The sequence below is a fragment of the Pseudomonas sp. P39-UII1 genome, assembly GCF_039672635.1.
In the GTDB taxonomy this organism is placed as follows: domain Bacteria; phylum Pseudomonadota; class Gammaproteobacteria; order Pseudomonadales; family Pseudomonadaceae; genus Aquipseudomonas.
The window spans coordinates 314,088-329,888 of record NZ_JBDFPP010000004.1 but is presented as its reverse complement, the minus strand read 5'-3'; the positions used below and the strand labels follow the sequence as shown (position 1 = coordinate 329,888).

Below are 15,801 nucleotides of genomic sequence, written 5' to 3'. Positions count from 1 at the left end.
GCCCTCAGAAGTCGCGTTTGTAGAAGATGTCCAGCGAGCTCGCCAGCCCGCTGGCCGCTTCCAGGTAAACCTTTTTGCTGAGCTTGTAGCGCAGCGCGATGGTGTTGGCCGGCTCGAATACCCCTACCCCGTACCGCAGGCTGAGCTTCTCGGTCAGGTTACCGCTGGCCACCACACTGGTTGTGTTGCCGGAGCCTTCGGTGTCCAGCTGGAAATCTTCAATACCCAGGCCCGACGCCAGGCTACCGGTAATCCCGGCGCTGCCAGCCAGCCCCAGGCCCAGCGCAGCTTCAGCAAGCATGTTGTTGTCTTCACCCGAGGTGCCAAGGGGGCGACCCAGCACCAGGTAGGACAGCGCTTGTTCCTGGCTCATGGCCGGTTCGGAGAACACCTTGGTGGTGGGTTGCTCGGCGCTACCACTCAGGCGAATCCCGGCGATCACATCATCCACTTGCCGGATGGCTTCGATATCCAGGTAAGGCTGATCGATAGGCCCGGCAAACAGCAGGCGTGCCCGGCGAATGGTCAAGCGCTGGCCATAGGCGCGGTAGCGCCCATCGGCCAGGCTCAGTTCGCCGCGGGTGTCCATGTTGTCGCCGATGTGCACGTGGCCGAGCAGGTTGGCGGTCAGACCAAAGCCTTTGAACGACAGCTTGTCCTGCCCCACCTCCACATCGATATCCATGGCCATCGCCATGGGCGGCTTGCCCTCCTCGGTCTGGTGGCCGACGATGACGGTGTCATCCGACACCTTGACGGTTGACGGCGGCAGCTCACGCACGGTGATGTTGCCCTTGGGCACCAGGACCTTGCCGGCGACTGCCAGCTTGTCGTCGATCAGGCGCAGGTTGAGGTCTGGCGATACCTCGAGCGTTGCGTAGGGTTCGACCGTGACCGGCAACTGCTGGCCTTGCAAACGTACATCCATGCCCAGCACCTGGCCCCAGGTCAGCTGGCCGGTCAGCCGCGCCCTGCCCGCCTCGCCACTGCGCCAGCCACCACTGAGCTGCACCTGCTCGCCAGCGATCAGGGCTTGCAGCGACAGGTCCTGCACACTCACCGGCAGCTCGGCGCCACTGACCTCGCCGCCACTGAGCAGCAAGTTGCCGTTGACCTGCGGGGCCAGCAAGGTGCCGGACAACCGGCCACTGCCATTCAGTTGCCCGGCCAGGCGCTCGACCATGGGCACGAACGGCCGGGCAATCGACAGGTCCAGGCCGGCAAGGCGGAAGTCGCCGGACAGCGGCTTGTCCTTGGCCAATGGGTCGATGCGCGCATTCAGGGTCAGCTCGCCAAGGCGCTCGCCCCGGAAATTCAGGCGTGTATCGATACGGCGCGGCGCCAGGGTGCTGTCCAGGCGCAAGGCCTGGTAGGGGAAGTCGACCCAGCGCGCCTTGTCGCGCACCTTCAGTGTGCCACCACTGGCATCGATGCTGAAGGTCCCCTTCGGGCCGCTGGCGGGAATGTCCAGGTTCACATCAGCATTGAGCAGCCCCTGCCAGGCAAAATCTTTCGGCAGCCATTGGGCCAGGCTGTCCAGTGGGAACTGCTTGAGGTGGTAACGCAGGCGCGGCTCCGGTGCCAGGCGTTGATCCTCGCCACACAAGCTGGCCTGGCCGGAGCGCCAGCAGTGGGCACCGAAGTCCAGCTGGCCGCTGGCCAGGCGCTGCAGGCGAGCCGGCGCCTGCAGCTGCCAGTCCTGTCCGCCGGCCTGGATCCTGCCGCTGGCCAAGCGGCCACGCCAATCACCCTTGCTCAACTGGCCGTCCAGCCCCAGGGCGAGCTTCAGCTGCGGGCCGTCAAGCCCAAGCGTCAGCGCCTGCTGGCGGATATCGCCCTTGCCGTTGGCCTGCAAGGTACCCAGGACCGTATCGCCCAGGCGAATGCCATTAGCCTTGAGATCGATCACACCGCGCTGGGCATTGTCCAGGCGCGCGTCCAGGTCAAGGCGCTGAATACGGTTCTGTTCCTGGGCCAGTTGCTGCCCCAGCAAGGTCAAGGTGCCCTGCGGTGCAGCCAATGTACCGCTGACGTCCAGCCGGCCCTTGGCCTGGCCCTGAAGCCCGGGCCACAGCTGCCCCAGCCGCGGCAGGTCGAGGTCGACACGCCCGGCCAGGCGTTGTTGCAGGCTGCCACTGCCATTTATGCGGTTGTCGCCCAATTGCACCGCAAGGGCGCCGAGCGTCCAGTTTTGCCCGGCGCCTTCGGCCTCGACCTTGAGTATGGCCGGCTGGCCTCGCAGGCGGCCTTTCAGGTCAAGCTGCGCATCGAGGGTAAGCTGCTCATCCTTCATCTCGCCTTTGCTGCGCAACGGGCCGGCCAGCGTACCCGGCAGCTCCGCGAGCCAGTAGGCCGGGTCGAGGGCCGACAATTGCAGGTCGACGTCCCAGGCCAGGGTATCGGCAAAGCGCACAGCGACGCTGCCGGCAGCCTTGCCCTGCCCCGCCGTGAGCGCAAGCTGTGGCAAACGTACCTGGCTCAGGTCGCCCTCGAACGGGCTGGCCAGTGTGAATGCCCCGGCAGGGCCGTCGAGGTCACCATTGAAGGTGCCTTGGTAATTGCCGTCACGGTATTGCACCTGGGCATTGAAGCGCTTGAGGGTCACTTCAGGTGGCGTTTCCAGCGGGTAAAGGCGTAGCCAGGGGAAGTCCTGCCAGTCGAGTTGGGCATCAGCCAGCAAGCCCTTTTGCCAGTCAACGCTGGCCTGCAGCTTGACCCGTTGGGCATCGCTGGCCATAAGGTCAAGGGCCTCCAGTTTCGCCCCTTTGGCATCGACCTTGCCCGCAAGCTGCAAGGCGATCGGCGCCTGTTCGGCGGGCAGGCTGGCGTTACCGGACAGCTGATAGCCCTTGAGCAAGTCGCCCTTGGCATCAAGCGTGAGCTGGTTCAGTTGCAGGGTGTCTGGCAGCGATGCCGAAGGTTTGAAGGCGTCGGAGCTGATGTGCAAGGCCGCCGGGAGGTGTTCGGCCAGGGCTTGCAGCTCGCCGGTCAGCCGCGCGTTCAGGTAGCCGCTGCTGGTGCCGTCGAGCTCGAGGGTTTTCTGCAGCTCACCCTTGGCGGTCACTGCCAGTTGCCACGCCTGCCCTTGCACGGCAGGCAATTGCACCTGCCCTTGTAGCTGCACGGGCCAGTCGCCCTCGGGCTGCACGTCGCCCTGCACATCCACGTGCAGATCATCGCGTTGCAACTGCAGGCTGTCGACCCGCAGCCCCGTGGCTGTCCAGTGCGCCGCCAGGTGCAGGTCGCCCAGCAGGTCGCTGCCATCCAGGCGCAGCTGGCCAACCTTGACCTCGCCCAGCTCGATGGCCAGCGGCAGGCGCAACGCCGGCAGCTGCAGCGGGCCAGTGTCTGCAGGTTGTTCGCTCGGCGCAAAGGCCATGTCGATGCGCTGGGCGTGCAACTGATCGATGCACAGTTTGGCGCGCAACAAACAGGCTGGCGACCAGTTCAACAGCGGTGCCTGCACCTCGACCCGGCTGCCAGCGTCGCTCCAACTCAAGCGACTGGCCTGCCAGGTTCCGCCAAGGCGCCCCTGAAAATCGTTGACCTCAAGGCCCGGTACGCGCGCGAGCAGCCAACGGCTACCGCCCTCGGTACCCAGCAACATGCCGGCTGCCAGAACAACGAGCAGCACACTGCCGAGCATGCCCAGCAGAATGAATTTCAACACACGCATCACAGCTCAGGCCCCATGGAGAAGTGCAGGCGAATTCCACCGTCGTCATCGAGGGCCTTGGCCAGGTCCAGGCGCAACGGCCCGACCGGGGAGACCCAGCGCACACCAAAGCCGACACCTGTCTTGAGGCTAGGCAGTTCCAGCGTATTGAACGAATTACCTTGGTCGACGAAGGTCGCCACGCGCCACTTTTCGGTCAGCGAGTACTGGTATTCGACACTGCCCGCCACCAGGTAGCGGCCACCGATGCGGTCGCCGTCGCTGTTTTTCGGCGACAGGGTTTGGTAGTCATAGCCGCGCACGCTCTGGTCGCCACCGGCGAAGAAGCGCAGTGACGGCGGGATGTTGTTCTTGTAACCGTTGGTGGCGCTGCCGCCGAACTGCACCCGGCCAAGCAAGCGGTGGTTGTGGCCCAGGGTGGTCAGGCCCTTGAGCAGGACATTGCCGTGCAACAGGTTGGTGTCGGAAACCAGCCCCTCCTTGGCCACCTGGGTATCGAACTGCAGGCGGTAGCCGTTGTGCGGGTCTATGCGGTTGTCGCTGCGCAGATAAGAGAAGCTCACACCCGGCATCAGCAGGTTGCTCAAGCCCGAATCGTCACCCAGCCGATACTCTTCGCGCTGGTACTTGAGCGAGATCACCCGCTGCCAGCCGCTGGGCAACTTGCTGTGCCATTCGGGGCCCACTGTCAGCAATTTACTGAGCGTATCGGTGCCGGCGATTTCTTCGTTCTGGTAACCGCCCGCGAAGCGCAGCTTGTCGGTCAGCGGCGGGTCCAGCGGCACGTCGTACCATAGGCCAACGTTCTGCCGGGGTGCCGAGAGTTCCGTCTCCCAGCCATAGCTATGGCCTTGGGGGTTGACCCAATGGCGCGTCCAGTTGGCCTTGCCGCGCGGGCCGACGTCGGTCGAGAAGCCAAGGCCCAGGCCCATGGTGCGCGGCTTGCGGATATCGAGGCGAACGTCGACGGGGATTTGTTCCGCCACCGCAGCGGTAGGCGCGGCATCCACCCGCACGCCCTCGAAATAGCCGCTGGATTGCAGGTCGTTGTTCAGTTCGGCGATCAGTTCGGAATCGTAGGGGGTGCCCGGTTTGAATGACACCATGCGTTGCAGCAGGTCTTCGTCCAGCGGCGTGTCACCGCTGAACCTGACCGCCCCCAGGCGATAGCGTGGGCCGCTTTGGTACACCAGCTCGATGTCGGCCACCCCGGCCTGCGGGTCGACCGCCAGGCGCTGACGGCTGAAGCGGCCGCTGAAGAACCCATAGCGCGAAGCCTGGTTCTGGATCAGCCGCTTGGCGTCTTCGTACGCGCCATGATTGAGTGGCTCGCCGGCGCGCAGGGTTTTGCTGTCGGGTACGCGAAATGCCTTCATCTCGCTGGCCGGCCCTTCGATGCGCACGGTCACGTTGCGCAGGCGCACAGGCTCACCGGGGTCGATGTGGATGATCAGCTTTGCCGGTTGGTCGGCCTTGGCGGGCGGCTGGACCTCGGTGTCGATCTGCGCCTGATAGTAGCCAAGTGCCTGCGCGGCCTTGCGCGCCTGCTCCTGAGCCCCGCGACTGAAGCGCAGCAGCGCCTCTTCATCGCGGTCACCAAGGGTACCTATATAGCCTTCGACATTGGCTTTGAGCGCCTTGTTGGCTGGCTTTACCTGCACCAGCAATTCGCTCTGGCCCCATGCTGCGAAACTGGCGGCCCAGAAAACCAGGCCCCAGGTTAGTCTTCCTGAATACGTCATGCGGCGCATGCTACCAGAGCCAGGCGCTCAAGGGAGCCGCCTGGCGCCCTTTCAGGCAATTGAGGGCATGGATGACACCGGGTTGGGATGAAAGAACACCCGCTCCCGGATTGGCCCTACAGCCACCTCGCCTATCTCTTCATAGCCCTGGCGCTGGTAAAACGCGAGGTAATGCTCGTTACCCGAGTCCAGCACCACACCTTGGGTGTTGGGGTCTTCCGCGCACCAGTCGTGCACAGCCTGTAACAATTGTTCGCCGTAGTGCTGGCCGCGGAACTGCGGGTGCACGCCCAGCAGCGGCAGCACGTGCACCTGATCGGTCGGCAGGCAGCTCATCAGCGCCGCCTGGTACTCCATGTAGCGCCGAGTACAGCGCTGGCCAGTGCCAAGCAGCATGCGCAGGCGCCATGCCCAACTGTCGGCCACCCCCAGCCTGCGCTGCGGCGGCACAATCAGCGCCAGCGCGATCAGGCGGTCGTCCAGCAGCAGGCCGATGGCGGGCAATTGCAGGTAGAAGTGCTGACGCACCCATTCACGCACCATGACCCGCAAACGTCGTTCGTAACCTGGGCGCTGGCCCTCGAAGATGTAGGCAAAGGTGGGCTCGTGGCGGTAGGCGTTGTACAGCAGTGAGCGTGCCTCACGGCTGTAGCCGTCATCGAGCGTGCAGACGCGAGCCTGGGCGGCAGTGGCTTCGGGCATTGCGGGCAGTCCTCCTGGAATGGGCATACAGTGCCTTGGAGGTGCACCGCGGCGCTTCGTTCACCCCTGACTGCACGTTAGCAGTGCCTTTGCCAGGCCGCCACGCTGGTGATCAAGGCCGATGTCGGCTAGCATCCGGCCTTTTACCAGGATTGTCTTTCGATGAAGATCGTCTGTTTCAACATCAACGGCCTGCGTGCCCGCCCGCATCAGCTGGCGGCGCTGATCGAAAAGCACCAGCCCGACGTGATCGGCCTGCAGGAAACCAAGGTCAGCGACGATCAGTTCCCTTTGGCCGACGTGCAAGCCCTGGGCTATCACGTGCATTACCATGGCCAGAAGGGCCATTACGGTGTCGCGCTGCTTTCGCGCCAGGCACCGTTGAGCCTGCACAAAGGCTTTGCCACCGATGAAGAAGACGCCCAGCGCCGCTTTATCTGGGGCACGTTCGCGGATGCGAACGGCACACCGATCACGGTCATGAATGGCTACTTCCCACAGGGCGAGAGCCGTGACCACCCCACCAAGTTCCCGGCCAAGCAGCGGTTTTACAGCGACCTGCAGGCGCTGCTGGAGGGGCAGTTCAAGAATGACCAGCCGCTGCTGGTGATGGGCGACATGAACATCTCGCCCCAGGACTGCGACATCGGTATCGGCCCGGACAACGCCAAGCGCTGGCTGAAGACCGGCAAATGCAGCTTCCTGCCTGAGGAGCGCGAGTGGATGGAGCGCCTGAAGGGCTGGGGCCTGGTGGACAGTTTCCGCCACCTGCACCCAGAGGTCGCCGACCGCTTCAGCTGGTTCGATTACCGCAGCCGTGGCTTTGAAGACGAGCCCAAGCGTGGCCTGCGCATCGACCTGATCATGGCTTCGCAGCACTTGGTGCCGCGCATCAAGGCAGCGGGTGTGGACTATGACCTGCGCGGGATGGAGAAACCTTCGGACCATGCGCCGATCTGGCTGGAATTGAGCTGATCGAATGCGGCCTTTCGCGGGGCATGCCCGCGAAAGGCTGCTGCGGCACAGGCTACAGCCCGAGCCTCAACGCTTCCCCCACCCCCGCCCCACGCACATCATCCGCGGCACTGACCAGGGCAAAGTTGTATGCCCCATGCGACCAGTAGCGCGCCTCCAACTGCCCATCGACCCGCTGCCCCTGCGGCATGCGCTCGTAACGCTGGCCTGGTGAGCGCAGGAACAGGCTGATGCGCTGGCCCGCGCGGTCCTGAAACACCAGCAACGCCGCCGGCCCCTGCTCGTTGCTCAGCAACCGCGCGCCCACCGGCTGGAAGCCGTAGCCGGTCAGGTCGGGCAATTGCCCTACCCGGTTGAAATGCCGGCCAAGCCAATCGCGCAACTGCGTCGGGTCACTGGCCTGGATATCCAGCGCCTCGCTGCCAGCAAACAACCGATGCGCCTGCACCGCATCGGCCATCGGCAATTCATTGCCTGCCAGCGTCACCTGGCGCGCTTGCCAGCCACCCAGCCCGCCCACCCCCAAAGCCAGCAGCAGCACCGCCGCCGAAGCCAAACGCCGCTGCCGACGTTGGCGCAAGCGCCGCTGCACCTGGCCCAGGTCGAGCTGCGCCGCCCCCGGCTGCTCGCCAAAGCCAGCCAACGCCGCCCGCAGGCGCCGGGCATCGTTGCGCCAGGCGTCGATGCGTGCGGCTTCCTGGGGGTTGGCCGCCAGCCACGCCTGCACCTCGGCACGGCGCGGCGGCGTGAGCCGGTCGTCGACATAGGCGTGCAGTTCGTCTTCGCTGGGAATCAGGCGTGTCATTTGAGTCTCCGCAAGGCCGGGGGCTGGGGGTTGCCCTCGGTCAGTTCACGCAAGGCGGCACGGGCGCGGGACAGCCGCGACATCACGGTGCCGATGGGGATCTGCAGCGCGACGGCCGCCTCCTTGTAGCTCAGCCCCTCGATACTGACGAGCAACAGCAAGGCGCGCTGCTCGGCCGACAAGCGCGCGAAGGCTTGCAGGTCGGCCTGGGCCAGCACAATGTTCTCAATGTTCCCGCCGAGGGCTTCCTCTTCGCGTTCGGCATGACCGAACCACGACAGCCAACGCGCATGCAGGCGTTCGCGGCGTTTACCGTCGAGAAACAGCCGATAAAGGATGGTGAACAACCACGCGCGCAACGCATCGGCGTCGCGTTGCTGGCTGCTGCGGGCCAAGGCACGCTCGACGGTGCCCTGCACCAGGTCATCGGCACTGCCCGGCTCACGGGTCAGCCACAGGGCAAAGCGGCGCAGGCGCTGCAGTAATTCGCGCCACTGCTGTTCGTCCAGGTCGTGCATGGCTAGTTACCGGCCTTTGGGGTTATTCAGTGTATGGGGCAGACGCCTGGCAACAAAATCTATTCCCACCGGTGGAATAACTTTTCTGCTGCCGCGTCGTACCGGCATCTTCACTGAACCGGACAAACACCATGAACTCACCCTTGCATGGCCCGAAGAAGGCTTTGCGCCTGGCGGGTATCGGCGCTGTGATGCTGGCCCTGGGCGCCGGCTTTGCTTATGCCGCAGGCTGGATCGGCGGGCCGCAGCTCACCCCGCAACGCATCATCGACACCTTCGAGGCCCAGGCCGGCCACTATGCGGGCTACCGTAAAAACCACGCCAAGGGCCTGTGCGTCAGTGGCTACTTCCAGCCCAGCGGCCAGGCCGCGGCACTGTCGACGGCGCGTGCGTTCAGCCAGCAACACGTGCCAGTGATCGGCCGTTTTGCAATCGGCGGCGCCAACCCGTTCGCCCCGGATACCGCCGTGCCGGTACGCAGCTTGGCCATCCAGCTGAGCACTGACGACGGCCAGGTGTGGCGCACGGGGATGAACAACCCGCCAGTGCTGGCCGTGAGCACGCCCCAAGGGTTCTACGACCAGGTGCTGGCCAGTGCACCGGACCCTGCCACCGGCAAACCGGACCCGGCAAAGCTGCAGGCGTTCTTTGCCGCTCACCCGGAAAGCGCAGCGTTTCGCCAATGGGCTGCGGGCTACAAAGCCAGCGACAGCTTCGCCAGCACCCAGTACCACAGCATCAATGCGTTCCGCCTGATCGATGCCCACGGCACTGCCCACCCGGTGCGCTGGCAACTGGAGCCACAAACCCCATTCGCGGCGCTGCCCGGCCAGGTCGATGACAAGCGGTTCCTGCAACACGACCTGCAGCAGCGCCTGGCCCAGGGCCCACTGCGCTGGACCCTGCGTCTGGTGCTGGCCGACCCGGGCGATGCGCAGGACGACCCCGCTCGCCCCTGGCCCGCCGAGCGTAAAACTGTCGATGCCGGCACCCTGGTCATCGAACAGGTGGATGCCCAGGAGCAAGGCGCCTGCCGTGACTTGAACTTCGACCCGTTGATCCTGCCCAGCGGCATTCAGCCGTCCGATGACCCGATCCTCGCCGCCCGCTCGGCTGCCTATTCGGAATCCTTCAACCGCCGCAGCCGCGAATCGCTCGGCGCAGGAGCCCACCCATGAAACCCGAAGCTTTCCACCCGCTGGCCCGCCTGCTGCACTGGCTGATGGCGATATTGATTCTGGCCATGCTGTTCATCGGCGTGAGCATGGTGGGCGACCTGTCGCTGCGCCACCCCACACTCGTCGAATTGCACAAGGCAACTGGCCTTGCACTGCTGGTGCTGGTGATCGTGCGCATCGGCCTGCGCCTGGCGCTGCCACACCCACCGCTGCCACGCGACCTGCCCGCCGTGCAGCGCATCGCCGCTGGCGCATCGCACCTGCTGCTGTATGGCCTGATGCTGGCCATGCCGCTGCTGGGTTGGGCGATGCTGTCGGCCGGCGGCTACCCACGCCCTTTGCAACTGCCCGCCATCGCCCCGCACGACCTGCAGCTGTACGCAATACTTCGCCAGGCACACGGCTGGGCCGGCTACCTGTTGTTCGCCACGGTGCTGGTGCACCTGGGCGCGGCTTTGATGCATGCCCTGGTGCGCCGGGACGGGGTGTTGCGTAGCATGTGGCCAGGCCCCCTGCGGCGCAGCGAATGATGGCATGCGCCACAGGGCAGGCTCGACAAACGATAAATGCTCTCATTAAGCTGAGTGGTTTCTGCTCAACTGCCCTGGACTGCCAACATGAATGCCGCAAAGGACCCTGCCACCCTTACCCCAGCCGCCACGCTGGACTTACGCCCCCTGCTGCTGGCCACCATGGCCTGCACCATGTCGATGATGGCCTTCGTCGCCCTGATCGGGCCCATCGCCCGCCTGCTCGGCATGGCCACCTGGCAAGCCGGTGCGGCGGTGACCGTGGCCGGCGTGGTCTGGGTGCTGCTGGCCCGCCCCTGGGGCCGCGCGGCCGACCGCCTGGGCCGTCGGCGCATCCTGCTGCTGGGCAGTGCCGGGTTCACCGTGGCCTACTGGCTGTTGTGCCTGTTCGTCGAAGGCGCTCTGCGCTGGCTGCCTGGGGCGACGTTGGCGTTTGTCGGGCTGATGATCGCGCGCGGCTGCATCGGCGCCTTCTATGCGGCCATACCGGTGGGTTGCAATGCGCTGATCGCCGACCATGTCGGGCCGCAACAGCGGGCCCGGGCCATGGCGTCGCTGGGCGCGGCCAACGCCGTTGGCCTGGTGCTGGGCCCGGCACTGGCGGCGCTGCTCGCACGGCATAGCCTGAGCCTGCCGTTCCATGTGATGTCGCTGCTGCCCGCCAGCGCATTTCTGGTGCTGCTGTTCAAGCTCAAGCCGCAACCGCTGGCAGTCAGCCATGCGCCCAGCCTGGTGCGGCTGAGTGACCCACGTTTGCGCCGGCCGCTGCTGGTGGCGTTCAGCGCCATGCTGAGCGTGACGGTGTCGCAGATCATCGTCGGTTTCTTCGCCCTCGACCGCCTGCAGCTGGGGCCGGCCGAGGCCGCCCAGGCGGCCGGTATTGCCCTGACCACGGTGGGGGTGGCGCTTATCCTCTCGCAGGTACTCCTGCGACAACTGGAGTGGCCGCCGCTGAAAATGATCCGCGTCGGCGCCACGGTGTCTGCGCTGGGCTTCGCCGCTGGCGCACTGGCCACCAGCGCGCCTTGGCTGTGGGGTTGCTACTTCGTCGCCGCTGCCGGTATGGGCTTTGTATTCCCGTCGTTCTCGGCGCTGGCGGCCAATGCCATGCAGGCGTCCGAACAAGGCGCCACTGCCGGCTCCATCGGCGCTGCACAAGGCATGGGCGCGGTGATCGGCCCGTTGGCCGGAACGCTGGTCTACGCGCTTGATCCACGCCTGCCGTTCCTGGCGGTGGCCCTGCTTTTACTGCTGGTCGGGCTATGGCCAATGCCGCGCGAACGACGCGCCTGACAAGCACAGCGCGCAAGCGTGCAGAGTGTGTTTTAATGCGTCGCTCATTATTTTTAACACCTCTGATTACAAGGCGGCTATGGACACGGGGACACGACTCAAACTGGTGCGTGAACGCAACAGCCTTTCCCAACGGGAACTGGCCCGCCGTAGCGGGCTGACCAATTCGACCATCTCGCAGATCGAACAGAACCGCGTCAGCCCCTCGGTCAGCTCACTGAAAAAGCTGCTTGAAGGGATCCCGATGACCCTGGCGGAGTTCTTCAGCTTCGACGAGCCGGTACGGGAAGAGCGCTTCGTGTTTCGCGCCAGCGAGCAGCCTGACCTGGGCCGCAATGGCCTGCGCATGCTGCTGGTCGGGGCCAGTGTGGAGGCCCGGCAGATGCGCATGCTGCGCGAACTGTATGCACCGGGCGCCGACTCTGGCGAGCCGATCGTGCATGCCGAAGGCGAGGAATGCGGGCTGGTCACACGCGGCACCGTGGAGCTGTGGGTCGATGGCCAGGTCAGCATCCTCAACTCGGGCGATGGCTACTACATCCCCACAACCTTGCCGCACAGCTTCAAGAACATCGGCCAGGACGAGGCGGAGATCATCAGCGCCAATACCCCGGCCAACTTCTGATCTGGCTGTGAGCCGTCCGGCCCCTTCGCGAGCACGCCCGCGAAGGGGCCGGCACTGTCATGCACCGGCTTGCTGCCTCAGCGCAGCCTCGACGAAATCCAGGCGATCCTGGCCAAAGTACATCTGCCCTTCGACAAAACAGGTCGGTGCGCCAAACACACCGCGCTCCACCGCCTCCTCCGTGGCCTGCTTGAGTGCCGCCTTCACCTCACCGTCAGTGGCCAGAGCCTGCAGTTCGGCCGGGTCGAACCCGGCCTCTCCAAGCACCTGAGCCAGCACGGCGTTATCTGCAAGGTTTCGCCGCTGCGCCCACAGCCCGTTGAACAGCGCCGCCAGCAACGCCTCGAAGCGTTCCGGCGAGCGCAGCTGCAGGCCGATCACGCCACGCATCAAGGCCAGCGTATTGAGCGGAAATCCGGGCGGCAGCCCGAACGGCACGCCATAGCGCATCGCATAGCGCCCCAGGTCGGTGAACATGTAGCGGCCCTTGGCGGGGATCATCGCAGGCGATGCATTGCCCGTTGCCTGAAACACCCCGCCGAGCAGCATCGGCCGATATCGCAGGGTAGCGCCATGGCGAGCGCACAGCGCGGGGAGCTGGGTCCAGGCCAGGTAACTGGCCGGGCTGCCCAGATCGAAGAAGAATTCAACGGTTTTGCTCATGCAGCACACTCCTTTGACGAGTCGGGGGCTTACCAGCGCTCCATCCACGGGCGCAGGTCGAGTTCGAAAGTCCAGGCATCGCGTGGCTGCGCGTGCAGGAACCAGTAGCTGTCGGCGATGTGAGCGGGGTCGAGGATGCCGTCCTGGTCCTTGAGGGCATAACGCTCGGGGAAGCTGTCACGGATAAACGCAGTGTCGATGGCGCCGTCCACCACCACATGGGCAACATGAACATTGCGTGGCCCCAGTTCACGCGCCATGCTCTGGGCCAGGGCGCGCAGGCCGTGCTTGGCCCCCGCAAAAGCGGCAAACCCGGCCGCACCGCGCGTGCCAGCGGTAGCGCCGGTAAACAGAATGGTGCCGCGTTCGCGGGCAACCATGCGCCGCGCCACGGCCTGGGCGGTAAGGAAGCCGGCAAAGCAGGCCATCTCCCAGATCTTGAAGTACTTGCGCGGTGTTTCCTCAAGAATGCTGCACGGCACATTGGCGCCAATGTTGAAGACAAAAGCATCAATCGGACCGATATCGCGCTCGATGGTCTCGACCAGCTCGGCAACCTCCTCTTCCTTGCGCGCATCCGAGCCAAAGCCGTGGGCCTGCCCACCCGCCGCACGGATTTCATCCAGCAAGGGCTGCAGCTTTTCCGCCTGCCGGCGCGTCACGCAGGCGGTATACCCCTCGCGGGCAAAGCGCTTGGCGATTTCGCCACCAGTGGCATCCCCCGCCCCGATCACCAGCACCACTTTTTGTTGTTTTGTCATGCGCGCCCCTATTGATGAATGATCGTTTAGTAAACGAACGCTATGTTATGATCCGCGCCATCGTCAAGCCCGCGCGTAGAGGTTTCCGTGCGCTATTCCACTGACCACAAGCAACAGACCCGTGACAGGTTGCTGGCCAGCAGCGGCGCGCTGGCCAAGCGCGGCGGCTTTGCCAGCACCGGTGTCGCCGGGCTGATGAAGGCCATCGGCCTGACCGGCGGCGCCTTTTATAACCACTTCCCGTCCAAGGACGACCTGTTTACCGAAGTGGTCCGCCAAGAGCTTTGCAACAGCCCGTTGGCGCGCCTGGCCACCCAGGGTGCCAGCCGCGAGCGCCTGGCGCGCTGCCTGCAGCAGTATTTGAGCCTCGCGCACCTGCACAACGCTGAAGGCGGCTGCCCGTTACCCCCCCTTGGCGTCGAGATCGCCCGGGCCGAGCGGCCGGTGCGTGAACAAGCCGAACATTGGCTGGTGGGCCTGCATGCCGCCTGGAGCCAAACACTGGAAGATGAGGCACTGGCCTGGGCGCTGATAAGCCAATGCGTCGGGGCATTGGTGGTCGGGCGCATGCTGGCCAGCGAAGCCGTACAAACTCAAGTGCTGGACGCCAGCCGCCACTTCGTCGACAGGGCCCTGAATGAGAGCCGCTAGCCTGCTGTCTGCGTTGTTGCTGAGTACACCGGCCTGGGCCGAGCAGGCTTGCCCACCTGGGCAATATCAGGTCTGCCTGATGGGTTGCTTCTGCGCGCCGATCGACCCCGGCCAGGCGGGCCAGGTGCTCAAGGACGTCGAGGTGATGGCCTCCAGCAGCCTGGCCTTCGCGTTGCGCCAAGCCCGCGACGAAGCAACGGCCAGCGGCAGCGAGCCGATCCCGTTGCATATTCGTGCCCAGCTCGAACCCTGGTATGACTTTGCCGTGCTCGATGCGGCGCGGTACCGGGTTGGCGACGAGCAGCAGATCAGCGCCGCCAACGCCTTGTTGCAGAACCCGGATGTGAATGCGGTGACGCTGATCGACACCATCATCTTCCGCCATGCCAGCGATGCCGAGGATAACGTGGCGCTGTGGGCGCACGAGCTCAAGCATGTGCAGCAGTACCAGGAACTGGGGGTGGAGGCGTTTGCCACAGGCTATACGCGCAACTACGAAGCGCTGGAGGGACCGGCTTACAAGATCGAGGCCGAAGTGGCGAAGGCGCTGCGCCAGCGCAGTTCGGGGCAGGCGCGTTAGCATGTACCGGCCTTGAGCAGGCCGGTACGACACCCTGTATTCGTCAGGATGAAGCCGTGGAGGCCTCGCCCTCCTCTACCCGGCTGGCATAGCGCTGGGCCAGCACCGCACACACCATCAACTGGATCTGATGGAACAGCATCAGCGGCAAGATCATCGCCCCGATGCCACTGCCCACGAACAGCACCTGCGCCATCGGCACCCCGGTCGCCAGGCTCTTCTTGGACCCTGCAAACAGAATGGTGATGCGGTCTTCCAGGTTGAAGCCCAGCACCTTGCCCAGCAGGCGCGTCCCTAACAGCACCACTGCCAGCAGTATGCCGCACACGGCGAACAGCCCCGCCAGGTGCTGCGGCGATACCGTGTGCCACAACCCGGTAACCACGGCCTCGCTGAACGCGGTGTAGACCACCAGCAGGATCGAGCCCTGATCCACCACCTTGAGCCAGCGCGCATTGCGCTTGACCCAGGCACCGATCCAGCGCCGCGCAATCTGCCCGGCGACGAAGGGCACCAGCAACTGCAGGGTAATCTTCAGCACCGCATCCAGCCCCGAGCCGGTATCACCACTGGCACCCAGCAACATCACCACCAGCAGCGGGGTCAGGAAGATACCGATCAGGCTGGAGGCCGCAGCGCTGCAGATGGCCGCTGGCACGTTGCCCCGTGCCAGCGACGTGAAGGCAATGGCTGACTGCACGGTGGCCGGCAATGCGCACAGGTACAACACGCCCAGGTACAGCTCGTTACCCACCAGCGGTACGAACAATGGCTTGAAGGCCAGCCCCAGCAACGGGAACATCACGAAGGTGCAGGAGAACACCAGCGCATGCAGGCGCCAGTGCCCGGCACCGGCGATTATTGCCTCGCGCGACAGTTTGGCACCGTGCAGGAAGAACAGCAGGCCAATGGCCAGGTTGGTCAACCAGCCGAAATAGACGGCGCCGTCGCCCGAGCAGGGCAGCACGGTGGCGATGAACACCACCCCGAGCAAGGCCAGGGTGAAGTTGTCGAGCAACATGCGCAAATACTTCATGACTACTTCCATCTTGTCGTTGTGCAGGGGCAGACAATAAGGTGTGGCGCTTTTTCCTGCTAACGC

General features: G+C 65.0%; 15 protein-coding genes. 7 read left to right on the top strand and 8 right to left on the bottom strand.

Features of this window, described 5'->3' with window-relative positions:
* Positions 1 to 4: 4 nt before the first annotated feature.
* From ABEH27_RS08535 to ABEH27_RS08525, 3 genes are read right to left on the bottom strand one after another with little or no spacing between them, the layout of a single operon-like run.
* Positions 5 to 3,679 (bottom strand): translocation/assembly module TamB domain-containing protein, encoded by a 3,675-nt coding sequence (locus tag ABEH27_RS08535; RefSeq protein WP_346613143.1) that lies wholly within the window; start codon positions 3,677 to 3,679, stop codon positions 5 to 7.
* Positions 3,676 to 5,418, bottom strand: coding sequence for an autotransporter assembly complex family protein (locus tag ABEH27_RS08530; RefSeq protein WP_346613201.1), 1,743 nt, complete (start codon positions 5,416 to 5,418; stop codon positions 3,676 to 3,678). The genes ABEH27_RS08535 and ABEH27_RS08530 overlap by 4 nt, the downstream gene beginning before the upstream one ends.
* 51 nt (positions 5,419 to 5,469) lie before the next feature.
* Positions 5,470 to 6,120, bottom strand: a complete 651-nt coding sequence (locus tag ABEH27_RS08525) for a GNAT family N-acetyltransferase (RefSeq protein ID WP_346613142.1) — start codon at positions 6,118 to 6,120, stop codon at positions 5,470 to 5,472.
* A 162-nt stretch (positions 6,121 to 6,282) separates the two neighbouring features.
* On the opposite strand from ABEH27_RS08525, the gene xthA reads away from it, so the two are divergent.
* The gene (gene xthA / locus ABEH27_RS08520; RefSeq protein WP_346613141.1) at positions 6,283 to 7,095 is read left to right on the top strand and encodes an exodeoxyribonuclease III; all 813 of its coding nucleotides are present in this window, start codon (positions 6,283 to 6,285) and stop codon (positions 7,093 to 7,095) included.
* A 52-nt stretch (positions 7,096 to 7,147) separates the two neighbouring features.
* Here the strand turns inward: xthA and ABEH27_RS08515 are convergent, their stop codons facing one another.
* Positions 7,148 to 7,900 (bottom strand): anti-sigma factor, encoded by a 753-nt coding sequence (locus tag ABEH27_RS08515; RefSeq protein WP_346613140.1) that lies wholly within the window; start codon positions 7,898 to 7,900, stop codon positions 7,148 to 7,150.
* On the bottom strand, positions 7,897 to 8,418 hold the full coding sequence (locus ABEH27_RS08510; protein ID WP_346613139.1) for a sigma-70 family RNA polymerase sigma factor: 522 nt from the start codon (positions 8,416 to 8,418) through the stop codon (positions 7,897 to 7,899). Before ABEH27_RS08510 ends, ABEH27_RS08515 begins: the two co-directional genes overlap by 4 nt.
* 131 nt (positions 8,419 to 8,549) lie before the next feature.
* Between ABEH27_RS08510 and ABEH27_RS08505 the strand changes: the two genes are divergently transcribed.
* The 4 genes from ABEH27_RS08505 to ABEH27_RS08490 all read left to right on the top strand — a co-directional run bounded on the left by ABEH27_RS08505 (position 8,550) and on the right by ABEH27_RS08490 (position 12,044).
* Positions 8,550 to 9,596, top strand: a complete 1,047-nt coding sequence (locus ABEH27_RS08505) for a catalase family peroxidase (RefSeq protein ID WP_346613138.1) — start codon at positions 8,550 to 8,552, stop codon at positions 9,594 to 9,596.
* Positions 9,593 to 10,126 carry a cytochrome b gene (locus ABEH27_RS08500; protein WP_346613137.1) on the top strand — a complete coding sequence of 178 codons (534 nt, stop codon included), beginning with the start codon at positions 9,593 to 9,595 and terminating at the stop codon, positions 10,124 to 10,126. The genes ABEH27_RS08505 and ABEH27_RS08500 overlap by 4 nt, the downstream gene beginning before the upstream one ends.
* Positions 10,127 to 10,213: 87 nt before the next feature.
* Positions 10,214 to 11,419 (top strand): MFS transporter, encoded by a 1,206-nt coding sequence (locus tag ABEH27_RS08495; protein ID WP_346613136.1) that lies wholly within the window; start codon positions 10,214 to 10,216, stop codon positions 11,417 to 11,419.
* Positions 11,420 to 11,498: 79 nt separating this feature from the next.
* Positions 11,499 to 12,044, top strand: a complete 546-nt coding sequence (locus tag ABEH27_RS08490; RefSeq protein WP_346613135.1) for a cupin domain-containing protein — start codon at positions 11,499 to 11,501, stop codon at positions 12,042 to 12,044.
* A 57-nt stretch (positions 12,045 to 12,101) separates the two neighbouring features.
* On the opposite strand, the gene ABEH27_RS08485 is transcribed toward ABEH27_RS08490, so the two are convergent.
* Complete coding sequence (locus tag ABEH27_RS08485; RefSeq protein ID WP_346613134.1) at positions 12,102 to 12,707, bottom strand: 2-hydroxychromene-2-carboxylate isomerase; 606 nt, start codon at positions 12,705 to 12,707, stop codon at positions 12,102 to 12,104.
* A gap of 29 nt (positions 12,708 to 12,736) precedes the next feature.
* Entirely contained in the window at positions 12,737 to 13,468 is a 732-nt protein-coding gene (locus ABEH27_RS08480) for an SDR family oxidoreductase (RefSeq protein ID WP_346613133.1), read from the bottom strand.
* A gap of 87 nt (positions 13,469 to 13,555) precedes the next feature.
* Here ABEH27_RS08480 and ABEH27_RS08475 point away from each other — a divergent pair, with 87 nt between their 5' ends.
* Together ABEH27_RS08475 and ABEH27_RS08470 are read left to right on the top strand one after the other, a co-directional pair.
* Entirely contained in the window at positions 13,556 to 14,119 is a 564-nt protein-coding gene (locus tag ABEH27_RS08475; RefSeq protein WP_346613132.1) for a TetR/AcrR family transcriptional regulator, read from the top strand.
* A complete protein-coding gene (locus tag ABEH27_RS08470) occupies positions 14,106 to 14,699 on the top strand; it encodes a DUF4157 domain-containing protein (RefSeq protein ID WP_346613131.1) in 594 nt (197 codons plus the stop codon). Before ABEH27_RS08475 ends, ABEH27_RS08470 begins: the two co-directional genes overlap by 14 nt.
* 43 nt (positions 14,700 to 14,742) lie before the next feature.
* On the opposite strand, the gene ABEH27_RS08465 is transcribed toward ABEH27_RS08470, so the two are convergent.
* The gene (locus ABEH27_RS08465) at positions 14,743 to 15,747 is read right to left on the bottom strand and encodes a bile acid:sodium symporter family protein (protein ID WP_346613130.1); all 1,005 of its coding nucleotides are present in this window, start codon (positions 15,745 to 15,747) and stop codon (positions 14,743 to 14,745) included.
* Between the last annotated feature and the right edge of the window lie 54 nt (positions 15,748 to 15,801).

Bases quoted from the DNA above. Each gene is read 5' to 3' on its own strand.
- ABEH27_RS08530 (WP_346613201.1), bottom strand. From the start codon at position 5,418: ATGACGTATTCAGGAAGACTAACCTGGGGCCTGGTTTTCTGGGCCGCC.
- ABEH27_RS08525 (WP_346613142.1), bottom strand. From the start codon at position 6,120: ATGCCCGAAGCCACTGCCGCCCAGGCTCGCGTCTGCACGCTCGATGAC.
- xthA (WP_346613141.1), top strand. From the start codon at position 6,283: ATGAAGATCGTCTGTTTCAACATCAACGGCCTGCGTGCCCGCCCGCAT.
- ABEH27_RS08515 (WP_346613140.1), bottom strand. From the start codon at position 7,900: ATGACACGCCTGATTCCCAGCGAAGACGAACTGCACGCCTATGTCGAC.
- ABEH27_RS08510 (WP_346613139.1), bottom strand. From the start codon at position 8,418: ATGCACGACCTGGACGAACAGCAGTGGCGCGAATTACTGCAGCGCCTG.
- ABEH27_RS08505 (WP_346613138.1), top strand. From the start codon at position 8,550: ATGAACTCACCCTTGCATGGCCCGAAGAAGGCTTTGCGCCTGGCGGGT.
- ABEH27_RS08500 (WP_346613137.1), top strand. From the start codon at position 9,593: ATGAAACCCGAAGCTTTCCACCCGCTGGCCCGCCTGCTGCACTGGCTG.
- ABEH27_RS08495 (WP_346613136.1), top strand. From the start codon at position 10,214: ATGAATGCCGCAAAGGACCCTGCCACCCTTACCCCAGCCGCCACGCTG.
- ABEH27_RS08490 (WP_346613135.1), top strand. From the start codon at position 11,499: ATGGACACGGGGACACGACTCAAACTGGTGCGTGAACGCAACAGCCTT.
- ABEH27_RS08485 (WP_346613134.1), bottom strand. From the start codon at position 12,707: ATGAGCAAAACCGTTGAATTCTTCTTCGATCTGGGCAGCCCGGCCAGT.
- ABEH27_RS08480 (WP_346613133.1), bottom strand. From the start codon at position 13,468: ATGACAAAACAACAAAAAGTGGTGCTGGTGATCGGGGCGGGGGATGCC.
- ABEH27_RS08470 (WP_346613131.1), top strand. From the start codon at position 14,106: ATGAGAGCCGCTAGCCTGCTGTCTGCGTTGTTGCTGAGTACACCGGCC.
- ABEH27_RS08465 (WP_346613130.1), bottom strand. From the start codon at position 15,747: ATGGAAGTAGTCATGAAGTATTTGCGCATGTTGCTCGACAACTTCACC.